Genomic DNA, 19,512 nt, shown 5'->3' with positions numbered 1-19,512 from the left:
CACGGAGGATGCCGTCAGGCGGGCTTGAGGGCCTTCAGCTGGGCCGCCAGCCCGGCGAAGCCCGGCGGCTCCCAGGTCCACGTCTGCAGGTCGGTGAAGCCCGCGGCGGCGGCCTCGTCGGCCAGTTCGTGGCGGGACACGGGCAGCCACTTCTCGTGCGCCGAGAGCAGGAGCCTGCCGCCCGGGCGGAGGATCCGGAACAGCTCGGCGAACGAGGCCGCGCGGTCTTCCCAGAACTCGACGTTGTTGACCGTCAGGACCACGTCGACGCAGTCGTCGGCCGACCCGGTCCGGGCCGCCGAGCCGTCGCGCAGCTCCACGCGGTCGTCGCAGCGCTCGAGGCACAGGGCGCGCATCTCGGCCGACGGCTCGACCCCGATGACCTCGCCCGCCAGCCGGCTGGCGGCGTCGAGGCCGACCCCGGGGCCGGGGCCGACGACCAGCACGGTTTCGTCCGGCTCCAGCCGGGCGAGGTCGACGACGCGGTGCTCGGTGGCGGCGTTGCCGCGCGCCATGACCCAGCCGCCCAGGCGCCCGAGCAGCCCGGCCGGGTGACCGAACGCCCGGTGGAGGGCGGTGTCGAAAGTGCCCGTGGCGGTCCGTGGAACCGGCGCGGGCTGGTGCGAAGTACTCATACTTCGAGGTCACCACGAGTCACGGTGGCCTCGCATCGGGGATGACCCCCACCCGCACCCGGAGCTCCATGGGACCATGGAAGGTGGCCAACCCCGAACGACGTTCCCGAGGACCACACGAGTGACAGCGCCCAAGACGTTCGCCGACACCACCTTCACGCCGCCGGAGCTCATCCGCAACTTCTGCATCATCGCCCACATCGACCACGGCAAGTCGACGCTGGCGGACCGCATGCTGCAGCTCACCGGTGTCGTCGAGGAACGGGCTATGCGCGCTCAGTACCTCGACCGGATGGACATCGAGCGTGAGCGCGGCATCACGATCAAGGCCCAGAACGTCCGCCTGCCCTGGCAGGTGGACGGCCAGAACCACGTGCTGCACATGATCGACACCCCCGGCCACGTCGACTTCACCTACGAGGTGTCCCGCGCGCTCGAAGCGTGCGAAGGGGCGATCCTGCTGGTGGACGCGGCGCAGGGGATCGAGGCGCAGACCCTGGCCAACCTGTACCTGGCGCTGGAGAACAACCTCACGATCATCCCGGTGCTGAACAAGATCGACCTGCCCTCGGCCGACCCGGACAAGTACGCGGGCGAGATCGCGCACATCATCGGCTGCGAGCCGGGCGACGTGCTGCGGGTCTCGGCGAAGACCGGCGTGGGCGTCGGCCCGCTGCTCGACGAGGTCGTCAAGCAGGTCCCGGCGCCGGTCGGCGACTCCGACGCGCCCGTGCGGGCGATGATCTTCGACTCGGTCTACGACACCTACCGCGGCGTCGTGACCTACATCCGGGTGGTCGACGGCAAGATCACGCCGCGCGAAAAGATCCGGATGATGTCCACCGGCGCCACGCACGAGCTGCTGGAGGTCGGGATCATCTCGCCCGAGCCGAAGCCCAGCAAGGGCCTCGGCGTCGGCGAGGTGGGCTACCTGATCACCGGGGTGAAGGACGTCCGCCAGTCGAAGGTCGGCGACACCGTCACGTCCGAGCGCCACGGCGCGACCGAGGCGCTGGCGGGCTACCGCGAGCCGAAGCCGATGGTCTACTCCGGGCTGTACCCGGTCGACGGCTCGGACTACCCGGAGCTGCGCGAGGCGCTGGAGAAGCTGCAGCTGAACGACGCCGCGCTGGCCTACGAGCCGGAGACGTCCGTGGCGCTGGGCTTCGGCTTCCGCTGCGGCTTCCTCGGCCTGCTGCACCTGGAGATCACGCGCGACCGGCTGGAGCGCGAGTTCGGCCTCGACCTGATCTCCACGGCGCCGAACGTCGTGTACCGGGTGGTGCTGGAGGACCGCAGCGAGGTCGTGGTCACCAACCCGTCGGACTGGCCGACCGGGCTGAAGATCGCGGACGTGTACGAGCCGGTGTCCAAGGTGAGCATCCTGGCGCCGGCGGAGTTCGTCGGCACGATCATGGAGCTGTGCCAGACCAAGCGCGGCCAGCTGCTCGGCATGGACTACCTGTCCGAGGACCGCGTGGAGCTGCGCTACAACCTGCCGCTCGCGGAAATCATCTTCGACTTCTTCGACACGCTGAAGTCGCGTACGCGCGGCTACGCGTCGCTGGACTACGAAGAGGCGGGCGAGCAGCCGTCGGAGCTGGTGAAGGTCGACATCCTGCTGCAGGGCGAGACGGTGGACGCTTTCTCCGCCATCGTGCACAAGGACGCCGCGTACGCGTACGGCAACCGGATGGCGACGCGGCTGCGCCAGCTGATCCCGCGCCAGCAGTTCGAGGTCCCGATCCAGGCGGCGGTGGGCTCGCGGATCATCGCGCGCGAGACCATCCGCGCGATCCGCAAGGACGTGCTGGCGAAGTGTTACGGCGGTGACATCTCGCGGAAGCGGAAGCTGCTGGAGAAGCAGAAGGAAGGCAAGAAGCGGATGAAGACCGTGGGCCGCGTGGAGGTGCCGCAGGAGGCGTTCGTCGCGGCACTGTCCACTGAGGACACCGGCAAGAGCAAGAAATAACGCGTTCGCTCACACGTTCGAGTGAAGGAAGCCGCCCGCCGGCCCGCGGGCGGCTTTCTTGTCGGTGCCTCTTGGTCTCCTCTGGTGTGACCGACGAAAGGAGAGCACCATGACGGTCATGACGGATACCCGGCGCCCCGAGGGGGCGGGCCCCATGACGGTGCACGACCTCGAGGAGACGCCGGATGACGGCCGCCGCCGTGAGCTCATCGACGGGGTGCTGGTCGTGAGCCCCGCACCCGGGCTGAGACACCAGACCATCGCCTACCGGCTGTACCCCGTGCTCGACGAGGCCTGTCCGCTCGGGTACTTCGTCGCCGGGGCACCGTTCGCGGTACGCATCGGAGACCATCTAGAGCTGCAGCCCGACCTGCTGGTCGGGCGCGACGAGGGCTTCACCGAACTGGACCTCCCGGAGCCACCGGTGCTCGCGGTCGAGGTGCTCTCGCCCAGCACCGCCATCCACGACCTCAACACGAAAAAGGCCGTCTACGAGCGCCTCGGCGTGCCGAGCTACTGGGTCGTCGACCCGGGGGAACCGGCGCTGGCAGTGTTCGAACTGGACGGCGACGGCGTCTACCAGCAGGTGGCGAAGGCCGCGGTGGACGAGGTTTTCGAGGCCCGGAAACCATTTCCGGTCCGTGTGGTGCCCTCGGAACTGCTGGGCCGTCTCGTCTGAGGGCGGCTGCGGTGGGGGTGCGCCCGCCGTGCGGAGCTGTCTCCGGGTGTGCTGGTGGGGCCGTGGTGTTGTGTTGTGTGGACGGTCGGTTCAGGGGTTTCGCGAGGTGTGATGGCTTCCCTGTGCCATGCCATGCCGGGCTGCGTGGGCCGGACACGACGGGCATGGCACAGGGAAGCCATGGCGAGCGGGGGATCGCCGGTCCGGTCCGCGCGTCCTGGCGCGTCTTGGTGTCCCTGTGGGCTCAGCGGTTGCGGATGATCCGGTCCGCGCTGACGAAAACGGCCGCGCGGCGTTCGGTGGCCATCACGCGGTCGTACTCGGCCCAGTCGTCGTGGGTGCCAGTGGCGGCTTTGAAGACCGTGCGCAGCAGTTCCGGCAGGCCGGCCGGGTCGAAGGCCGGGTCCGGGTCGTCCGGGCCGATCACGTGGGTCGCGCCGGTTACCGAGGCCCAGTCCCAGCCGCGGCGGAAGGTGATCGTCGCGTGGCCGGCGCGGCGCAGCAGCGTCAGTTTGTGCGCGTCCCCGCGGGCGACGAACCCGATGGACGGGGCGCCGGTCACCGGGTCGTCGATCAGGCCGGCGTTGACGATCGACGCGTGCACGGTGCCGTCCGCCCGGACGGTGGCGATGGTCGCGAGCCCGTTCTCCTGCAGGGCGAGCGCGCGGGTGTGCTCGAGGTCAGCGGTCATGACGCAGCCTAACCCGCCGGCACCCTCGGCATGGCCGGTTCTCGGTGGCTGGAAGGGAAACAAGCAGCGCTTCGGTTCGCTGTCGATGGCGCGAGGTGTGGGCCAGCCCGCAGGGGAATCTAGGGGCAGATGCCCGTTTCGTGCCGCGGGCTAGGCTCGCGGGCATGTTCGAAGATCTCGATTTCCCGGTGATCGTGGCGCCGATGGCGGGCGGTCCCACCACGCCCGAGCTGGTCGCCGCGGTCACCGCGGCCGGTGGCTTCGGGTTCCTCGCCGCGGGGTACCTCGCGGCGGAGACGCTGGAGGCCAAGATCGCCCACACCGCGCACCTGACGGGCGGGCGGTTCGGCGTCAACCTGTTCGTGCCGGGCAGTCGTTCGGTGGTGGACCTCACGGCGCACCGCGAGCGGATGCTGACCGAGGCGCTGCGTTACGGCGTCGAGCCGGGGGAGCCGCGCTGGGACGACGACGAGTACGCGGCCAAGCTCGATCTGGTGGTGGCGCGGCGGGTGCCGGTGGTGTCGTTCACCTTCGGGGCGCCGACGTCGGCGGAGGTGCACCGGGTGCACGAGGCCGGCAGCCGGGTCGCGGTCACGGTGACCAGCCCGGAGGAGGCCGACCTCGCGGCCGCGCGCGGCGCAGATGCGTTGGTGGTACAGGGTTTCGAGGCGGGCGGGCACCGCGGGCTGTTCACCGACGACGCGACCGTTCCGGCGGGCGGCGAGCAGTACGGCCTGCTCGCGCTGCTGCGGTTGATCGGTGCGCGCACGAGCCTCCCGCTGATCGCGACGGGCGGGCTGGTGCACGGTGCCGACGTCGCGGCCGTGCTCGCCGCCGGGGCTTCCGCCGCGCAGCTGGGCACGGTGTTCCTGCAGGCGGACGAGGCCGGGACGGCGGGCCCGTACCGTCGCGTGCTGGCCGAGGCGAACCGGGCGACGGCGTTCACGCGCGCGTTCAGCGGCCGCCCCGCGCGGGGCCTGGTGAACCGCGTGCTGAGCGACCTGTCCGCCCACGCGCCGGCCGCGTACCCGCAGCTGCACCACCTGAGCAAGCCGATCCGCGCGGCCGCGGCCAAGGCCGACGACCCCGAGGCGATGTCCCTGTGGGCCGGCCAGACCTACCCCCTCACCACCGAGGGCTCGGCGGCCTCGATCTTCGAACGCCTCCGCGGCGAGGCCCGCACCGCCGCCGAACGGCTCGACCGCCTCCGCTGACCTGCCGGGACGAACGCGGCCCGCCCAACCCGCGTGCCGGGCGAGTGCGACTTGCCTTGCTTGTGCGGCGAGAGGCGAGCGCGGCTCGACCACACAGACGGAAAAGGCCGCCCTCGGAAACTCCGAGGGCGGCCCTTCCCCGCCAAAGCAGGCAGAAGACGTCAGTCCGAAGTGGACTCAGACCCCGTCTCCGATTCCGCCGGGCGGTTCAGCACCGAGTGCCGCCGGCTGTAGCCGAAGTAGATGACCATGCCGATGACGAACCAGATGGCGAAGCGGAGCCAGGTCTGCCACTGGAGGAACGTGATCAGCCAGAGCGAGAACACCACGCCGATGATCGGCACCACCGGCATGCCCGGCGTCTTGAACGTGCGGGGCAGTTCGGGGCGCTTGTACCGCAGCACGACCACCGCGATGCAGACCACCACGAACGCCAGCAGGATGCCGATGTTGGTCAGCTCCGCGGCCTCCTCGATGGGCAGCACGCCGGCGATGACCGCGGACGCGATGCCGAGGACCCAGGTCATCCGGTGCGGCACCTGGCGCACCTTGTGGGTGCCGGAGAACCACTTCGGCAGCAGGCCGTCGCGGCTCATGGAGAAGCCGACTCGGGTGGCGCCCATCAGGAAGGTGAACAGCACGGTCAGGATGCCGATGATGGCGCCGACCGCGATCACCGCGCCCAGCCAGCCCAGGCCGACGGACGCGAAAGCACTGGAGAACGCGCTTTCCGGGTCGATGTCCTTGAAGTTCACCATGCCGGTGAGCACCAGGCAGGCCAGCACGTACAGCACCATCGAGATCGCCAGCGAGTACAGGATCGCCTTCGGCATGTGCTTCTGGGAGTCCTTCGACTCCTCGGCGGCGGTGGACATCGCGTCATACCCGAAAACGGCGAAGAACACCGTCGCGGCGCCGGTGAACGCGCCGCTGAGGCCGAACGGGAAGAAGTTGCTGTAGTTGCCCGTCTTGATGTGGAACGCGCCGACCACGATCACCAGCAGCACGAGCGCGACCTTGAGGTACACCAGCAGCGTCTCGAACCGCGCGGCGTTCTTCATGCCCTGGTTGAGGACGAACGCGATGATCAGGCACAGCAGCACCGCGAACAGGTTCACCTTGTAGGAGCCGGACGCGACCCCGTCGGGTTCCGTCCCGGGCGCGCCGAGCATCCACTGTGGCAGCGAGACGTGCAGGAAGCCGAGCAGGTCGTTGAAGTAGCCCGAGATGCCGATGGCCACCACCGACACGATCGCGGTGTACTCCAGCAGCAGGTCCCAGCCGATGAACCAGCCGACGATCTCGCCGAGCACCGCGTAGCCGTAGGTGTACGCCGAGCCGGCGCGCGGGATGAGCCCGGCGAACTCGGCGTAGGAGAACGCGGCCGCCGCGCTCGCGATGCCCGCGATCAGGAACGAGATCAGCACGGCCGGGCCCGCGGTCTTGTTGGCGACCGCGCCCGCGAGCGAGAAGATCCCGGCGCCGATGATGCCGCCGACGCCGATCGCCGTCAGCTGGCGAAGACCGAGCGTCCGTTGCAGACCGCCGGCGGCGCTGGTGTCGATTTCCTCGATGGGTTTGCGCCGGAATATCCCGGAGCCTGTGCCCAGGATGCGGGGAGCGGACATCGGTGTCTCCTCATACGGTTGCGAAGAGAGCCCGGGTCAACGGGCTCTGGCAGCGCACCGTACTAGGCGGTGTCCCCTATGTCATCGATGCCGGACTGTGACGGCGCCGATGATGCCCGTTCAGCCCGCCGCGGTGTCCTCACTCGCGACCGCCGGGGTGCCGGGCTGGTCCTTCGCGCCCGTCATGCGGATCGCGCCGGCCGCGAAGAACGTGAGCAGCTCCGCGATCTCCGGCGGGTCGTCGAGCTGCGGGCAGTGGCCCCAGTCCTCGCGCACCAGCAGCCGGCTGTGCGGGACCAGCGTGTGCAGCTGGCGCCCGGACGCCGACGTGACCAGCTTGTCCTTGCCACAGGCCACCACGAGCAGCGGCACCTGGACGCGGTCGAGCTGGTAGGCGTCCGCCAGCTCGGCGACGAGCTGACGGGCCTCCTCGAGCCGGCTGGTGGTGGCGCGGTAGTCGGGGAAGAGCGTGGTGAAGCGCCGGACCTGGCTGACGTCGGCCGCGGCCGCGTCGGCGTACAGCAGCCGCGGGACGACCTGCTCGGCCACCGCGCGGACCACGAAGCCCGGCACGGGCACGGGCAGCGCGGAGAACAGGCGCAGCGGCAACGGGTTGCGCGCGACAGTGCGGACCAGCCACGAGTCGACGAACCCGGGCGCGGCGATCGAGACGACGCCCGCGATCGGCAGCCGCGGGTTCTGCGCCGCCCGCAGGCTCATCGTGCCGCCGAGGGAGTTGCCCGCCAGCACCACCGAGCCGAGCACGGCCTGCTCGCGCACCACCGCGGCGGTGAAGGCGTCGAGCTGCGGCAGGATCGGGCCGGGCCGCAGCGGCTGCGCGTCGCCGAAGCCGGGCAGGTCCACCGCGATCGCGGCGACGCCCGCCGCGGCGAATTCGGCCAGCACGGGACGCCAGGTGTCGGCGCTGTCGCAGTAGCCGTGGAGGAGGACGAGCCGGGGCGCGCGTGGCTTGTCGGCCGGGCGTTTGCGGGTGCGCTTGGGTGCCTCGGCCTCGGCCACGGGCGGGCCCACCTCGAGCACGCGGGTGCGCACCCCGGCGAAACGCCGGAAGGAGACCCGGATCGGGTCCGGTTCGCTGCTGGGCCGGCCGCCGCGGACAGCGGGTGCGGGCCGCTTCGTCGCGGTCATGTCTTACAGGTTAACCGCCGAAGGTCGACTTCTGGTGGAACTTCGGGGGTAACAAGCCGATTGCGAACTCGGGGTGTTGACGGTTCACGAAACGTCGCGTAAAAGGCCCCTGGCCTGGGCCATCGGTGGAAGCCGGGCTCAGGCCAGGGCGCGTTCGGTGACTCAGCGCGTGAAGACGATCTTGCCCGCGGTCTCCCCGTCGAGCATCGTGCGGAACCCCTGGGCCGCGGCCTCGAAGGGCAGCTCGCTGCCGATGTGGGGCTTGATGCCCTTCAGGTCGAGGTAGCTCAGCAGGTCCGCGAGCTCGTCGCGGGTGCCCATGGTGGAGCCGGCGATGCGCAGCTGGAGGAAGAACACCCGCTGCAGGTCCGCCGCCGGGTCCGGCCCGCTGGTGGAGCCCGACACGACGACGATGCCGCCCGGCTTGAGCGACTTGAGCGTGTGCGACCAGGTGGCCTTGCCGACGGTCTCGAACACCGCGTCGACCCGCTCCGGCAGCCGCGCGCCGGACTCGAACGTCCGGTGCGCGCCGACGCTCTCGGCCAGCGCGCGCTTGTCCTCGCTGCGGCCGGTGACCCAGACGCGGAACCCGGCGGCGCGGCCGAGCGCGATCAGCGCGGTCGACACCCCGCCGGAAGCGCCCTGCACCAGCATCGTCTGGCCGGGGCGGAGCCCGGACTTCACGAACAGCATCCGGTACGCGGTGAGCCAGGCGGTGCCCATGGTGGCGGCTTCGGCGAAGCTCAGCCCGGCCGGCTTCGGCACGACGTTGCGGGCCGGGACGATCACCTGGTCGGCGATCGTGCCCTGGTGCTTCTCGGTGAGCAGCGTCCGCTTCGGGTCCAGGGTGTCGTCGCCCTGCCAGCCGGGGGCGTTCACCACGGCGTGGATGACGACCTCGGAGCCGTCGTCGAGGGTCCCGGCGCCGTCGCAGCCGAGGATCATCGGGAACTGCTCCGGCTTGATCCCGACCCCGCGCAGCGTCCACAGGTCGTGCATGTTGAGGCTCGCGGCCTTGACGTGCACGCGGACCCAGCCTTCGGGCACCTCGGGCTCCGGCCGTTCGCCGACGACCAGCGAGTCGAGCGGGGAATCGGCGTTGGGTTCCTTCGCATAAACGGCGAACATGCCTGCAACCTACCGCCCCTGGGCGCGCCGACGCAGCACAGCGCGCGTAGGCTCACACTCGTGTTCAACGGGCTGGCCGACTGGTGGGACGGGGTCGAGCTGTGGCTCGCCCAGGCGTGGTTCCCGGTGCAGTTCGTGCTGGTCATGGTCGTGGTGGTGCCGCTGTGCCTGCTCGCCGCCTGGGCCATCGACAAGCTGGTGGGCCGGCTGTCGCACTGGTTCGGCCCGGCCCGCGACGACGACGGCCCCGGCCGCTCCTCCTAAGCTGGCGCACCATGGTCAACCGTAGGCGGATCACCGCCGCACTCGTCGGTCTCCTCGTGCTGGTGTTCGGGGGCTGGCTGGTCAAGAACGCCGTCGACGGGTCCTCTTCGTCCTCGGCGCCGGCTTCGCCCAGCTCGGTCAGCGGTGGCGCGTCCGGGGCGAAGCTGCCCGGCGCCGACTCCGGGCTGCGCGTCGAGGCGCTGTCCACCCTGCCTTCGCAGGCGCGGGACACGTGGAAGCTGATCCAGTCCGGTGGGCCGTACCCGTATCCCCGCAACGACGACGTCGTCTTCGAGAATCGCGAGAAAGTGTTGCCGCGCAAGCAGTCCGGCTACTACCACGAGTACACCGTGAAAACGCCGAAAAGCCAGGACCGCGGCCCGCGCCGGCTCGTCACGGGCCAGGCGAAAGAGCTGTTCTACACCGGCGACCACTACGCGTCGTTCGTCGTCGTGGACCCGAGCCGATGACGGCGGGCAGCGAGGCGAAGGCCGCCGCGGACGACGCCTTCGCGCGGGGCGCCTACCCGCACTACGTCGACGGGAGCCGGACGCTCGACAAGCCGGGCATCCTGGACGCGATCGCGGCGGCCATGTCCTTTCCGGACTACTTCGGGCGCAATCTGGACGCGTTGTACGACATGCTGACGGACCTGTCGTGGCTGCCGGCCGGGGAGCACGTGCTGATCTGGACGGGGTCGGAAGGGCTGCGGGGGGCGGAGCCCAAGACGTACCTGGCGATCCGGAGTGTGCTGTCGGACGCTCAGCGGGCGCTGGGGTCGGATGACGGGATGCCGGGGGCCCGGCGGTTGACTGTGGTGCTGGCGGATTCCTGAAGTCCGTCAAGGCCTCCTTACCCGCGTAGAACGCGGGTAAAGCTGCCTTTCAACTTAGGTTGCTGGCCATGGATGACATCAGAAAGGGTGCTGGACCTGCAGCATTGCAGGTCCAGCGCGGCCAGGCACACGGTAGGGTTGATCGACTACACGAGGGGTCCGACAGCGACCTGAGACCAGCGGACTGCTGGGAGCTGTGCTGTGGCTAAGGGATTGACGAAGAGGGTGGCTCGGAGCGCTGCCGGGGAGCTGCCGCCGTTGCGGGCGGTGATCTATGCGCGGGCCTCGAATGCGACGAAGGCCCGGCGGGTGTCGGTGTCGTCGCAGATCGCATACGGCCGGAAGTTCTGCAAGCAGTACGGGATCGTCGTGGTCAAGGTGTTGGTGGACAACAACCTGTCCGGCTCCCGGTACGAGACAGAGATCCGCGCGGACTACGAGGAGGTGCTGCGGCTCCTCGCGGTCGGTGAGGTGAATTTGCTGTGGACGTGGGAGAACTCCCGCGCTCAGCTGAGGACGCGGTGGACGCCGAGCGGGAGTCGGAGAAGACCCGCAAACGCGTCCGGCGCGGAGTTGCGGACCGTGCGGAGGACAGGCTGTGGGCTGGTCCGCTGTCTTACGGTCAGCGGACCGTGTATGACTCCCGGACCGGCGAGGCGGACCGGGAGATTGACCCGGAGCAGGCGCCGATCGCCCGGGAGATCGTGGAACGCGCGATCGAGACCGGCAACCTCGGGGTGATTGCGGCCGACCTGATCAAGCGGGTGTCCCGTGTGCGCGTGAGCAGCGTTGGCGGGCGGACCAGGTGCGCAAGCTCCACGACTGGTCGGGGGACCCGGTTCGTTGGGCGACGTTCGTCGAGTCGTTGTCGCCGGACCAGCGGGAGGCGACTTACGACGCACTGGCCCTGCTCCGTGAGCACTCGCCTAGCCAGGTGGCGCAGATCATGAATGAGCGCGAGGCAGCGAACCCTCTGCCTGGCGAGTGGAACACGTCGAAGGTCCGCAACATCGCGATCAATCCGGCATTGGCGGGGCTGCGGGTGTTCCGGGGCGAGGTCATCGGCGAGGGGAAGTGGCCCGCGATCATCACGGTCAAGGAGCACGAGCAGGTGGTGGCGAAGCTCGGCGACCCGGCCCGCCGGATGATTCGTGACGGCAACCGGGTGCGGTACATGCTGTCCGGGATCCTCCGGTGCGACGTCTGCGACAAGGGGACAGGCCCCCGCAAGCCGGGCGGCACGCTGATCTACCGCTGCCCGAACGGCCACGTCGAACGCGACATGGCGATGACGGACGCGTTCGTCGAAGAGGTAGTGCTGTCGCGCCTGGAGGCTCCGGACGCTGCTGAGCTGTTCCTGGTCGAGCAGGAGGCCACGGACGTGGGGAGCGCGATGAAGGAGGCCCGGGAGTTGCGTGCGCGGCTGGACGGGTTCACCGACAAGGCCGCTGACGGCGACCTCAGCCCGGAGCGTCTTGCCCGGATCGAGGCGAAGCTGGGCCCGAAGATCGAGGCGGCGGAGGCTCGTGCCCGGCAGGTGCGGATCACGCCGGTTCTCGCGCCGATGATCGGCCCGCAGGCCCGCGCGGTGTGGTCGACGCTGCCGATTGAGCAGAAGCGTGAAGTGCTGCGGGCAGTAGTGCAGCCCCGTCTGCTCCGCTCCCGTAGGGGCGCTGGCTTCGACACGGACGCGATCGCGTTCACCTGGCTGGGCGCACCGGCGGCGGTGCCGGATCGCACGACGGCCGGGCGGGTGAAGGTCAAGAAGGCAGCAGCCGCCTGACCAGACGAGAAAAGGGCCCCGGCACCCAAATTGGGTGCCGGGGCTTTCGCGTGTTCAGTTCAGGCTGGAACCGGTGCGGGTGAGGCGGCGGGCCGCCGGGGCGAAGATGTCGGTCAGGCGGTCCCTCTGGGCGGGTGTGAAGGGCGGAGCAGCAACAGCGGCGGAGCGGGCTGCCTGGACTTCGGCAGCGGTGAGCACGGCTGCCGGGGCGGTTGCCTTCTGAGTGCTCGGGTCAGGCACGGGCGGCGCCGGACTCGACCTCGGACGCGGGCAGGTCGGGGGTGAGAGGGTTGCCGTCGTTGTCTCGCGGGTCCACGAGCGGGGTGACGCGCTTCTCGGTGCCCACGACGATCCCGAACGCGGCCAGCAGGGTGACGACGGCGGCAATCACGCCGGTGGCGGCGTCGCCCTGCCCGGCGGTGACGAGGCCGGCACCGAGCAGGCCGTTGATCAGGGCGGTGACACCGCCGACGATCGTGCCGGTGACGCGCAGCGGAGTGCGGTTGGACATCTGATTCTCCTTCTGGTGCCGGGGCGGGAGTGCGTTCAGCGCTTCGTAGGCGCGGACGAACGCGCGGGCGCCGTGCCAGGCCGCCCAGGCGATGAGGACCAGGAGCAGCAGCGTGCCGCCGCCCCCGTGGCCGGTGGTGGTCATGGCAGGTCGAGCCACTGCCCGGCGTAGATGCGGTTCGGGTTGGCGATGCTGTTGCGGGCGGCGAGCGCGCCCACGGTGGTGCCGTTGCGTGCGGCGATGGCGGAGAGCGTGTCTCCTGGACGGATCTGGTAGCGGCGGACTCCGGGACCGCTGCCGGGGAGACGGAGGGTCTGCCCCGCGTAGATCAGGTTCGGATTGCTGATCGCGTTCAACGCGACCAGCACGGCCACCGTCGTCCCGAACTTCCCGGCGATGCCGGAAAGCGTGTCACCCGAGTGGACGGTGTAGGTCCCGCCACCGGCCGGGGGCGGCGGCGGTGCTGGTGCGGGATCGGGGATGGAACCGTCGACAGTGAGGTTCGCCAGCGTCCACGGGCCTACGGTGGCGTCGCGGTCTACGTTGCCCGCGACTCCGGGAACGGTGCCGTGCTGGGTGTGCTGGTGCACCGCGAGACGCGGGTGGCTCCAGCCGGGGTTGCCGGGGTCGTCGTTGTATCGGGCGATCCACAGCAGTACGTCATCGTCGATCCAGCGGCCCGGATCGAGCACGTGCGTGAACCAGTCGAGGTTCGCGTACACCAGGACCTTGCGGACTCCGGTGGCGGCGCGCAGGCGGCTGATGAAGTCGCCGACGAACGCGTCTGCGCCGGGCCGCAGTTCCGCGGCTTCCATGTCGAGCATCGGGGCGAGCGAGCCGCCGCCGAGTAATCCGCCGGCGTGCAGCTGCTCGGCGAAGTGCGCGACCTGCCCGGCGACGTCGCCGGGGCGGGCGAAGTGGTAGCCGCCGGGGACGATGCCGGCCGAGCGGGCGGGCTGGATGCGCCCGGCGCTGGTGGGGTCGGTGTAGTCGGTGCTCTCGGTGAGCTTGAACGAGGCGAACGAGATGTTGTTGCCTCGCACCGCTTCCCAGCTGGTGACGGAGTTCCAGTGGGAGACGTCGATGCCGTAATCGGTCACGGGTGGATGAGTCCTTCGGGCGGGTGTCCGATCTGGGCGCGCAGGGCGCCGACTTCGAGCAGCAGCCGCGCGTTCTCCTGGCGCACGGCGATCAGTTCCGTTTTCACGGCGGTGAGTTCCGCGAGCACGTCGCGGGTGTGGGTGGCTCGGTCTTCGAGCAGGGCCTGATAGCCGCTGTGTAGTGCGGTGAGTGCCTGCTGGTCGGAGCTGGTGCGTGCGTTGCGCACGGCTCGGCGCGCGGCGAGCAGGCCGGTCAGGGCACCGGTTACGGGGCCGAGGAACGCGGCGAGCGCGGTCAGCCATTCGGGAGTCACGAGATCCGTCTCCCTTACGCTGCGGTCAGGAGCACGGTCACGCTGGTGAACTGGTCGTTGCCGTGCTGCCAGCCGTCGCCGCTGCCGCCCTTCCATTTGGTGACGACGAGGGACACGGAGCGGGCGCCGGTGAGGGGCGGGCTCGTGCCGGTGATGGTGTGGGGAATCCGGCCGCCCTGGTTGCCGACCATGCCGCCGTCGATGGAGGTGATGGTGGAGAGGATCTTGCCGCTGAGACTCGCGCCGTCCTTCATGGTGATGTCGACCCCCGTCGGGGCGCCGGGGGCCAGCCAGATCTGGCCGGAGAAACTGAGCTGGTACGAGTAGCCGGGGTCAGGAATGTCTATTGTGGACAGAATTATTCCGGTGTACTGGCCGACGTCGGCGCCGTTGATGGTTCCGGTCTTGTAGACCTTGGGGTTCATCTGGTTGAGGCGGGCGGCGGTGATCGCTTCCCCAGCCCGCCAGGGTGCGGCAGGTATCGGTGTCCTCCGTGGGGTAGGTGGTTCAGCGCGCGACTCGCGCCGGGTTCGCCACGGTCACCGCGCTGCCGTCGCCGTGGCTTCGGGTGAGCCCTTCGACGCCGCGCACGACGGTGAACGCCTGCAGTGAGCCAGTACCGGTGATCGCGGTGACACGCATGGTCTCACCGTTGACCTTGATCAGGAACGGGAACTGGCCCGGATGCGTCGCGGTAGTGATCCACAATGGACCCTGATCGGTCCGGACCCCGAATGCGGTGTCGGCGGGGCCGAGTGGACCGGTGATGGCCGAGCCCGCGGTGTCGGCCCGCCACCCGACGTCGTCCGGTGTGGTGGGTGTGGTGGCGACGTGCCAAGGACGGCCGGGTGAGGCGTTCACATCGGTGTCGATCCGGTATGGGCGCAGGGTTTCGGTGTACCCCTGAATCAGCAGCCCGACCGTCCCGGGCGGGTGCTGCGGGGGCAGCCCGGCGACCTCGACCCGATCGCCGATCTCGACGTCGAGCCACGGCCGCAGCAACGCCGGATTGGCGGCAAGGGCAGGCGAGACCTGCGGGTACCGCATCCCGGGTTCGGTGCCGAGGTGCACCTGCCACCACGCGATGTCGGGTAGCTGGGTCTCGGCGGCGACGTTGACGTCAAGCTGGGTGTCGTAGCGGCTGTGGGCGCGAACGTGGTCGGCGTCAGTGGCGCGGACGATACCGCCGGTGGTGCGGGTGACCGTGACGTCGTTGCGCGCGCCCCGGTCGTCGAGCACGGGGGCGAAACCCGGCTTCAGGTCGCCCGGCCCGGAACGTCCGTCGAGGACGAGCGCGGGCCGCTGGGCGTAAAGGGACATCCGGGTGCGGTAAGCCAGGCCCGGCAGGATGCGGCGTTCGTAGAGGATCCCGCCATCCGCGGTGGCGCATTCGCGCAGCAGGTCCGGCAGGGTCGAGCTGGATCGCTGCGGCCCCATCAATTCGGTGCCGACGCTCGCCCCTGCCAGGACCAGCGGGATGTGGTTCTCGGCGCAGAGGCGGCGCAGCCTGTCCCCGGCCCGTTCTCCGATCCACGCGCGGGTCGCGTTGAACATCGGCGCGTCCAGCTCGGTCGTGGCGTGGTCGCAGTAGACGTGACCGATGCCGGTCCCGTTCAGGTCGGCGAACCCGTTCGGCTGCCCGACCCACCAGCCGCCGCCGATCACGATTCCCTGCGGCGGGTTGTACACCGACTTGAACCCCGCGCTCAGGCCGTAGCCGTAGGGGAACTGGTCGTTGACGATGCTCAGGCCCGCACTGGTGGTCGAGCCGACCCGGGTTACGGAGAACCGCACGAGTTGCGTGGTGCTGTTGAGCGGGAACGGCAGCGCGGGGAACGGCGCAGTTTCGAGGGTGCCGCCGAGAGCGCTGCGGGTGCGCATCGCCAGCCGGCCGTCTGGCTGGGCCTCCAGCGAGTAGTACGCGGCTGGTCCCGGGCCGAGGCCGTAGAACGTGACCAGCGGCGTGTCCGCTGCCTTGACGCCGTTCTTCGGCAGCCGCAACAGAAACACCACGCTGAAGACACCGCTGTCCGGGTAGCCGGGAAATAGCCCGGACGCTTGCCCGGCTCCGAACGCGGGCATTCCCGCACTGGAAGGCACATCGGTGATGCCGCTCTCGGTCACTTCCCCGGCAATCGTCAGCGCGGGACCGCCGGAGGCTGGGACGAAGGTCGCGGACCCGTTGGGTTCCTCGCACGGCCAGTAGATCAGCGGCGCGGGACGGCCCAGCTTCATCAGCTCGGCCCACATCGTCGACGGTGGGGTGACGCGGTTTTGATCGAGGCGCCGCAGCACTCCGGCCGCGGTGACCGACGTGCGGGACTCACCGGGGTAGCCGTCCGGAGTGGACAGATCGCCGTAGGGCCAGTCCGGCGCCCATTCGACGACGAACCCGGAAAACCGGGTCCGCCGGTCCGTGATTCCCGATGCGACCCCGGACACCGTCCACACCCGACCGGCCTCGTCGGCGAACGTGGACGTGCCCGGCGCCGGCCGAGTGAAGTCGGGCGCGGCGACGAGAGGACCTGCCTCGGTGCGCCGGACGCGAAGATGCCCGCCAGAGCCGAGACCAACGGCATCACGGCCTGCAGCACCTGCAGAAACGCCCCGCCCAGCTGGGAAATCAGCGGCATGAGCGCGGTCAGCAGCTGCGCCAGCGCCGGAGCGGCGAGTTGCAGCGCCTGCACCAGCAGCCCGCCGAACCCCGAGATCAGCGGGGCCAGCGTCTGCGCGAGCTGCACCAGCGCTGGTGTCAGCGTGGTGATCGCCGACCCGAGCGCGCCGCCGAGCGCGGCCACGACCTCCCCGAGCACCGGCGCGAGCGCGGCCACGATCGGCGCCAGCGCGGCAACCGCCGGCACGAGCACCGCGGCCAGCGCCTGCGCGGCGATGCCGATCACCGGCGCCAGCGCGGCGAGGATCTGGCCCAGCGGTGCGATCGCCGGGGCGAGCGCGGCGAACGCGGCACCGATCATCGGGCCGAGCTGCGCGATCGCCGGAGCAATCGAGGTGACGAGGGCCTGGCCGATCGCCAGCAGTACCGGCATCAAGCCCTGTGCGAGCGCGTGCAGGCCGCCGAAAATCTGGGTGAGCGCGCCCGCTCCTTCCGCGGAGTGGACGAACGCGGCCATCTGACCGGTGACCGCGACCAGCGTCGACAGCAGCCCGCCGCCACCGGTGTTCGCGGCGGAGAACACTCCGAACACGACCTGGCCCAGGTTCTTCAGGACCGTGACCAATTCCCCGACCGCCGACAACCCGGCCGATAGCCATTCCCGCAGCTGCCCGGACTGACGTGCCGCCGCGATGAAGTCGGCGAACTTCTGCGCGCCATCAGCCAGCCCGGTACCGAAGCCGGGTAGGAACTCCGCGCCCACTGCGGCGATGTCCCGCAGCCCTTGCAGGAACGGCTGCACAGCCCGCGCGAGCTCGTGCATGGTCGCCGAGGTGTTGCCCAGGATCGAGCCGACGTCGGAGACCGTGCGCCCCTCACGGGCGAACGCGACGAAGCCGAGCGCGCCGGCGTGCAACCCATCGGAGATCCCGCCGAGCCCACGATGCAGCAGCGGCAGATACGTCCCGGCCAGCGCGGTGATCTCCCCGGACAGGCCGGTGAACAGCCGCTGCTGAACCTCCTGCCGCAGGCTCGTGAACTCCGGGCGCAGCGCGCGGACCGCGTTCGCGGCCGCCGCCATCGCAGGCGGAAAATCCTTGATCGCCTCGGCGTACTTCTTCGGATCCGACTCCTTGAGCGCCTCGGAGAACCCGGACACCCCGAGCTTGAGCGTCTGCATGATCGCCACGGCCGCGAGCCCGGCCGCCGGAACCGCCAGCAGCGACCCAGACGCGGTAGCCGCGACCGAGCCGAGACCGCCGAGCGCGGACACCGCTTGTCCGGCGCCGGCCGCCATCGCCCCGTACTTCAGCGCCGCCGCGCCGACCATCCCCGTGTGCTGAGCAAGGGAGCCGGTCACCGACTTCATCCCGGAGTCCAGCTGGGCCAGACCCCGAATGCTCGTGCCGACCGACTTGTCCAGCACGACCTTGAGCGAAATGTTCTGCCCGTTCAGGCGCCGTTTCAGCGCGGCGAACCGGGTCTCCGCCGGTTTCGCGTCCAGCTCGGCCAGCAGCCGGATGGCGGTCTGATCGCCTTCCCGGGCAGCAGCGCGGAGCTGCTCGCGCAGCAGCACGGTTTTCAGATCGGCCGACAGGCTGACCTTCGGGGCCTGCCCTTCGGCTTCACGGACCTGGTCGCGCAGGTGGCGCCCGAGACCCTGCAGCGAGGGCATGACCTTGAGGTAGGCGTAGGCGATCGAGGTCACGGGCGTTCACCACCCGGACAGCGATCAGCCGTTGCGCATCCACAACGCGATCTCGCGCAACGACTTCAGCTCCGCGCCATCCGGCGCGCTCTCGGACTGGGTGCTGGTCGAGGGAGGTGCCCACGTGTCCAGCGGCCCGGCCAGCTGGGCATCCGTGACGTCCTGCCCGAGCGCCACGGCGACGGTCGCCCAGAGCGCCGTCACCCTGCGTTCGGTCGAGGCCAGGAGCAGTTCGCCACGGGTCATGGCGCCGTGCGGGTCGTGCAGCCGCCAGGCAGCCGCGTCATCAGGCAGGTGTGTGACCAGCGCGCACACCCGCCGGTACGACAGCCGGCCGCGGTAGAGGTCGAGCAGATCGACCCCGTACCGCAGCAGGTCGGTTTCGAGCGCTTCGGCGGTCGCCTCGTCTGCGAGGAGCAGGGCGACCGTTAAGGGTTTCCCCGCCCCAGCTCCTTCATCACGACAGCCGAGAAGTCCTCGGCGTCGGCCGCTGTCGTGGCCAGGCTCCGCCAGATTGCGTACTGGCCGAGCCCGAGAATCAGCTTGAGCGCAGTGAGGTGCTTGCCGTCCTCCTCGGCTTCGAGCGCTTCGAGCGGGAAGTCCTCTGAATGCGGCAGGGTGAACCGCTTTCCCCGCCACGTAACGGCCAGGGCCGCGCCGGGCAAGGTGGGCTTGCCGGTTGCTTCCGTGCGCTGTCGAGTCGCCATGAGGTGGGTCTGCTCCTTCGGGGAGGTGTTGCGGCTGGGGAACTGTCGGTGGGGTGCGGATACTGGGCGGAAGCTGTTCGGGATAAGGGAGACACACGTGGGCGCGTTGTTGGAACCAACCACCGAGATGGGTAAGTGGTCGGTAGAGGTTCGCCGTGAGTCGGCCTATCTGCGCTGCTCGGGCTACAACGAGCACGTGTGGGAGGACGGGCCCGAGCCTCGGCACTCGCCGCGCGTGTGGTGGGACCCGGAGCAGCCGCTCGACGGGCCCGACGAGATCGACTGGGCCGCCGCGTTCGCCGTTCTGGCCGAGGACACGGGTTGTGTGCTGGCTGCGCTGGACCAGATCCTCACTGATCCCGGATACGGCGAGTTCATGCGTGAGCGCGAGCCGGAGGCCGGCGTGTGGCGGGCCAAGCAGACCGAGGACAGCGTGCGGCTGTACGGACCGACAATCGCGTTCGGCTCACGCGAGCCGTGGGCAGTGCACGACCTGGTGGAACTGGTCTACTCGACGTTGGCGGACCTGCGTGACGCTCTAGCGTCCGTGGTCCCGGTCCTGCCGTAGTCGGCTCATCGG

At 70.1% G+C, this 19,512-nt stretch carries 22 protein-coding genes; 9 read left to right on the top strand and 13 right to left on the bottom strand.

Translation table 11 applies throughout. The features are described 5' to 3' along the window. Positions 1–14: 14 nt before the first annotated feature. Entirely contained in the window at positions 15–635 is a 621-nt protein-coding gene (locus OG943_RS22665) for a class I SAM-dependent methyltransferase (RefSeq protein ID WP_328611803.1), read from the bottom strand. A 76-nt stretch (positions 636–711) separates the two neighbouring features. Here OG943_RS22665 and lepA point away from each other — a divergent pair, with 76 nt between their 5' ends. After that, a complete protein-coding gene (lepA, locus tag OG943_RS22660) occupies positions 712–2,607 on the top strand; it encodes a translation elongation factor 4 (RefSeq protein WP_442874761.1) in 1,896 nt (631 codons plus the stop codon). 109 nt (positions 2,608–2,716) lie between these two features. Further along, on the top strand, positions 2,717–3,286 hold the full coding sequence (locus OG943_RS22655; RefSeq protein WP_328611801.1) for a Uma2 family endonuclease: 570 nt from the start codon (positions 2,717–2,719) through the stop codon (positions 3,284–3,286). A 244-nt stretch (positions 3,287–3,530) separates the two neighbouring features. On the opposite strand, the gene OG943_RS22650 is transcribed toward OG943_RS22655, so the two are convergent. Beyond that, complete coding sequence (locus tag OG943_RS22650) at positions 3,531–3,977, bottom strand: pyridoxamine 5'-phosphate oxidase family protein (RefSeq protein ID WP_328611800.1); 447 nt, start codon at positions 3,975–3,977, stop codon at positions 3,531–3,533. 164 nt (positions 3,978–4,141) lie between these two features. On the opposite strand from OG943_RS22650, the gene OG943_RS22645 reads away from it, so the two are divergent. Beyond that, positions 4,142–5,191, top strand: coding sequence for an NAD(P)H-dependent flavin oxidoreductase (locus OG943_RS22645; protein WP_328611799.1), 1,050 nt, complete (start codon positions 4,142–4,144; stop codon positions 5,189–5,191). A 161-nt stretch (positions 5,192–5,352) separates the two neighbouring features. Here OG943_RS22645 and OG943_RS22640 read toward each other — a convergent pair whose 3' ends face one another. The 3 genes from OG943_RS22640 to OG943_RS22630 all read right to left on the bottom strand — a co-directional run bounded on the left by OG943_RS22640 (position 5,353) and on the right by OG943_RS22630 (position 9,096). After that, a complete protein-coding gene (locus tag OG943_RS22640) occupies positions 5,353–6,819 on the bottom strand; it encodes an amino acid permease (RefSeq protein ID WP_328611798.1) in 1,467 nt (488 codons plus the stop codon). A 120-nt stretch (positions 6,820–6,939) separates the two neighbouring features. After that, complete coding sequence (locus tag OG943_RS22635; RefSeq protein ID WP_328611797.1) at positions 6,940–7,968, bottom strand: alpha/beta fold hydrolase; 1,029 nt, start codon at positions 7,966–7,968, stop codon at positions 6,940–6,942. Positions 7,969–8,130: 162 nt separating this feature from the next. Next, positions 8,131–9,096 carry a zinc-binding dehydrogenase gene (locus tag OG943_RS22630; RefSeq protein ID WP_328611796.1) on the bottom strand — a complete coding sequence of 322 codons (966 nt, stop codon included), beginning with the start codon at positions 9,094–9,096 and terminating at the stop codon, positions 8,131–8,133. 60 nt (positions 9,097–9,156) lie between these two features. Between OG943_RS22630 and OG943_RS22625 the strand changes: the two genes are divergently transcribed. The 5 genes from OG943_RS22625 to OG943_RS22610 all read left to right on the top strand — a co-directional run bounded on the left by OG943_RS22625 (position 9,157) and on the right by OG943_RS22610 (position 11,978). Next, positions 9,157–9,360: a hypothetical protein gene (locus OG943_RS22625; protein WP_328611795.1), complete on the top strand. Its 204-nt coding sequence runs from the start codon at positions 9,157–9,159 to the stop codon at positions 9,358–9,360. 11 nt (positions 9,361–9,371) lie between these two features. Further along, positions 9,372–9,830 carry a ribonuclease domain-containing protein gene (locus tag OG943_RS22620; protein WP_328611794.1) on the top strand — a complete coding sequence of 153 codons (459 nt, stop codon included), beginning with the start codon at positions 9,372–9,374 and terminating at the stop codon, positions 9,828–9,830. Next, positions 9,827–10,195, top strand: a complete 369-nt coding sequence (locus tag OG943_RS22615; protein WP_328611793.1) for a barstar family protein — start codon at positions 9,827–9,829, stop codon at positions 10,193–10,195. The genes OG943_RS22620 and OG943_RS22615 overlap by 4 nt, the downstream gene beginning before the upstream one ends. A 201-nt stretch (positions 10,196–10,396) precedes the next feature. After that, complete coding sequence (locus OG943_RS48410; RefSeq protein ID WP_442874760.1) at positions 10,397–10,936, top strand: recombinase family protein; 540 nt, start codon at positions 10,397–10,399, stop codon at positions 10,934–10,936. Between the two features lie 64 nt (positions 10,937–11,000). After that, a complete protein-coding gene (locus OG943_RS22610) occupies positions 11,001–11,978 on the top strand; it encodes a recombinase family protein (protein WP_328611792.1) in 978 nt (325 codons plus the stop codon). 232 nt (positions 11,979–12,210) lie between these two features. Here the strand turns inward: OG943_RS22610 and OG943_RS22605 are convergent, their stop codons facing one another. The 8 genes from OG943_RS22605 to OG943_RS22570 form a co-directional block, all read right to left on the bottom strand. Further along, the gene (locus OG943_RS22605) at positions 12,211–12,633 is read right to left on the bottom strand and encodes a hypothetical protein (protein WP_328611791.1); all 423 of its coding nucleotides are present in this window, start codon (positions 12,631–12,633) and stop codon (positions 12,211–12,213) included. Continuing rightward, positions 12,630–13,589 (bottom strand): LysM peptidoglycan-binding domain-containing protein, encoded by a 960-nt coding sequence (locus OG943_RS22600; protein WP_328611790.1) that lies wholly within the window; start codon positions 13,587–13,589, stop codon positions 12,630–12,632. The genes OG943_RS22605 and OG943_RS22600 overlap by 4 nt, the downstream gene beginning before the upstream one ends. Continuing rightward, positions 13,586–13,903 (bottom strand): hypothetical protein, encoded by a 318-nt coding sequence (locus OG943_RS22595; protein WP_328611789.1) that lies wholly within the window; start codon positions 13,901–13,903, stop codon positions 13,586–13,588. The genes OG943_RS22600 and OG943_RS22595 overlap by 4 nt, the downstream gene beginning before the upstream one ends. Positions 13,904–13,917: 14 nt before the next feature. Then, positions 13,918–14,328 carry a hypothetical protein gene (locus OG943_RS22590; protein WP_328611788.1) on the bottom strand — a complete coding sequence of 137 codons (411 nt, stop codon included), beginning with the start codon at positions 14,326–14,328 and terminating at the stop codon, positions 13,918–13,920. An 82-nt stretch (positions 14,329–14,410) separates the two neighbouring features. Then, a complete protein-coding gene (locus tag OG943_RS22585) occupies positions 14,411–16,153 on the bottom strand; it encodes a hypothetical protein (RefSeq protein ID WP_328611787.1) in 1,743 nt (580 codons plus the stop codon). After that, positions 16,138–18,225 carry a hypothetical protein gene (locus OG943_RS22580; protein ID WP_328611786.1) on the bottom strand — a complete coding sequence of 696 codons (2,088 nt, stop codon included), beginning with the start codon at positions 18,223–18,225 and terminating at the stop codon, positions 16,138–16,140. Before OG943_RS22580 ends, OG943_RS22585 begins: the two co-directional genes overlap by 16 nt. Positions 18,226–18,249: 24 nt before the next feature. Further along, on the bottom strand, positions 18,250–18,540 hold the full coding sequence (locus tag OG943_RS22575; RefSeq protein WP_328611785.1) for a hypothetical protein: 291 nt from the start codon (positions 18,538–18,540) through the stop codon (positions 18,250–18,252). A gap of 113 nt (positions 18,541–18,653) precedes the next feature. Then, complete coding sequence (locus OG943_RS22570) at positions 18,654–18,932, bottom strand: hypothetical protein (protein WP_328611784.1); 279 nt, start codon at positions 18,930–18,932, stop codon at positions 18,654–18,656. 97 nt (positions 18,933–19,029) lie between these two features. On the opposite strand from OG943_RS22570, the gene OG943_RS22565 reads away from it, so the two are divergent. Beyond that, on the top strand, positions 19,030–19,500 hold the full coding sequence (locus OG943_RS22565) for a hypothetical protein (RefSeq protein ID WP_328611783.1): 471 nt from the start codon (positions 19,030–19,032) through the stop codon (positions 19,498–19,500). Positions 19,501–19,512 lie beyond the last annotated feature (12 nt).

Origin of the sequence: Amycolatopsis sp. NBC_00345 (genome assembly GCF_036116635.1) — a bacterium.
Classification (GTDB): domain Bacteria; phylum Actinomycetota; class Actinomycetes; order Mycobacteriales; family Pseudonocardiaceae; genus Amycolatopsis.
Note: the sequence above shows the minus strand (reverse complement) of the source record. Positions and strands in the feature narration are given on the sequence as shown.

Excerpts from the sequence above, each read along its gene's own strand:
- OG943_RS22665 (WP_328611803.1), bottom strand. The coding sequence starts at position 635 with ATGAGTACTTCGCACCAGCCCGCGCCGGTTCCACGGACCGCCACGGGC.
- lepA (WP_442874761.1), top strand. The coding sequence starts at position 712 with ATGGAAGGTGGCCAACCCCGAACGACGTTCCCGAGGACCACACGAGTG.
- OG943_RS22655 (WP_328611801.1), top strand. The coding sequence starts at position 2,717 with ATGACGGTCATGACGGATACCCGGCGCCCCGAGGGGGCGGGCCCCATG.
- OG943_RS22650 (WP_328611800.1), bottom strand. The coding sequence starts at position 3,977 with ATGACCGCTGACCTCGAGCACACCCGCGCGCTCGCCCTGCAGGAGAAC.
- OG943_RS22645 (WP_328611799.1), top strand. The coding sequence starts at position 4,142 with ATGTTCGAAGATCTCGATTTCCCGGTGATCGTGGCGCCGATGGCGGGC.
- OG943_RS22640 (WP_328611798.1), bottom strand. The coding sequence starts at position 6,819 with ATGTCCGCTCCCCGCATCCTGGGCACAGGCTCCGGGATATTCCGGCGC.
- OG943_RS22635 (WP_328611797.1), bottom strand. The coding sequence starts at position 7,968 with ATGACCGCGACGAAGCGGCCCGCACCCGCTGTCCGCGGCGGCCGGCCC.
- OG943_RS22630 (WP_328611796.1), bottom strand. The coding sequence starts at position 9,096 with ATGTTCGCCGTTTATGCGAAGGAACCCAACGCCGATTCCCCGCTCGAC.
- OG943_RS22620 (WP_328611794.1), top strand. The coding sequence starts at position 9,372 with ATGGTCAACCGTAGGCGGATCACCGCCGCACTCGTCGGTCTCCTCGTG.
- OG943_RS22615 (WP_328611793.1), top strand. The coding sequence starts at position 9,827 with ATGACGGCGGGCAGCGAGGCGAAGGCCGCCGCGGACGACGCCTTCGCG.
- OG943_RS22605 (WP_328611791.1), bottom strand. The coding sequence starts at position 12,633 with ATGACCACCACCGGCCACGGGGGCGGCGGCACGCTGCTGCTCCTGGTC.
- OG943_RS22590 (WP_328611788.1), bottom strand. The coding sequence starts at position 14,328 with ATGAACCCCAAGGTCTACAAGACCGGAACCATCAACGGCGCCGACGTC.
- OG943_RS22585 (WP_328611787.1), bottom strand. The coding sequence starts at position 16,153 with ATGTGGGCCGAGCTGATGAAGCTGGGCCGTCCCGCGCCGCTGATCTAC.
- OG943_RS22570 (WP_328611784.1), bottom strand. The coding sequence starts at position 18,932 with ATGGCGACTCGACAGCGCACGGAAGCAACCGGCAAGCCCACCTTGCCC.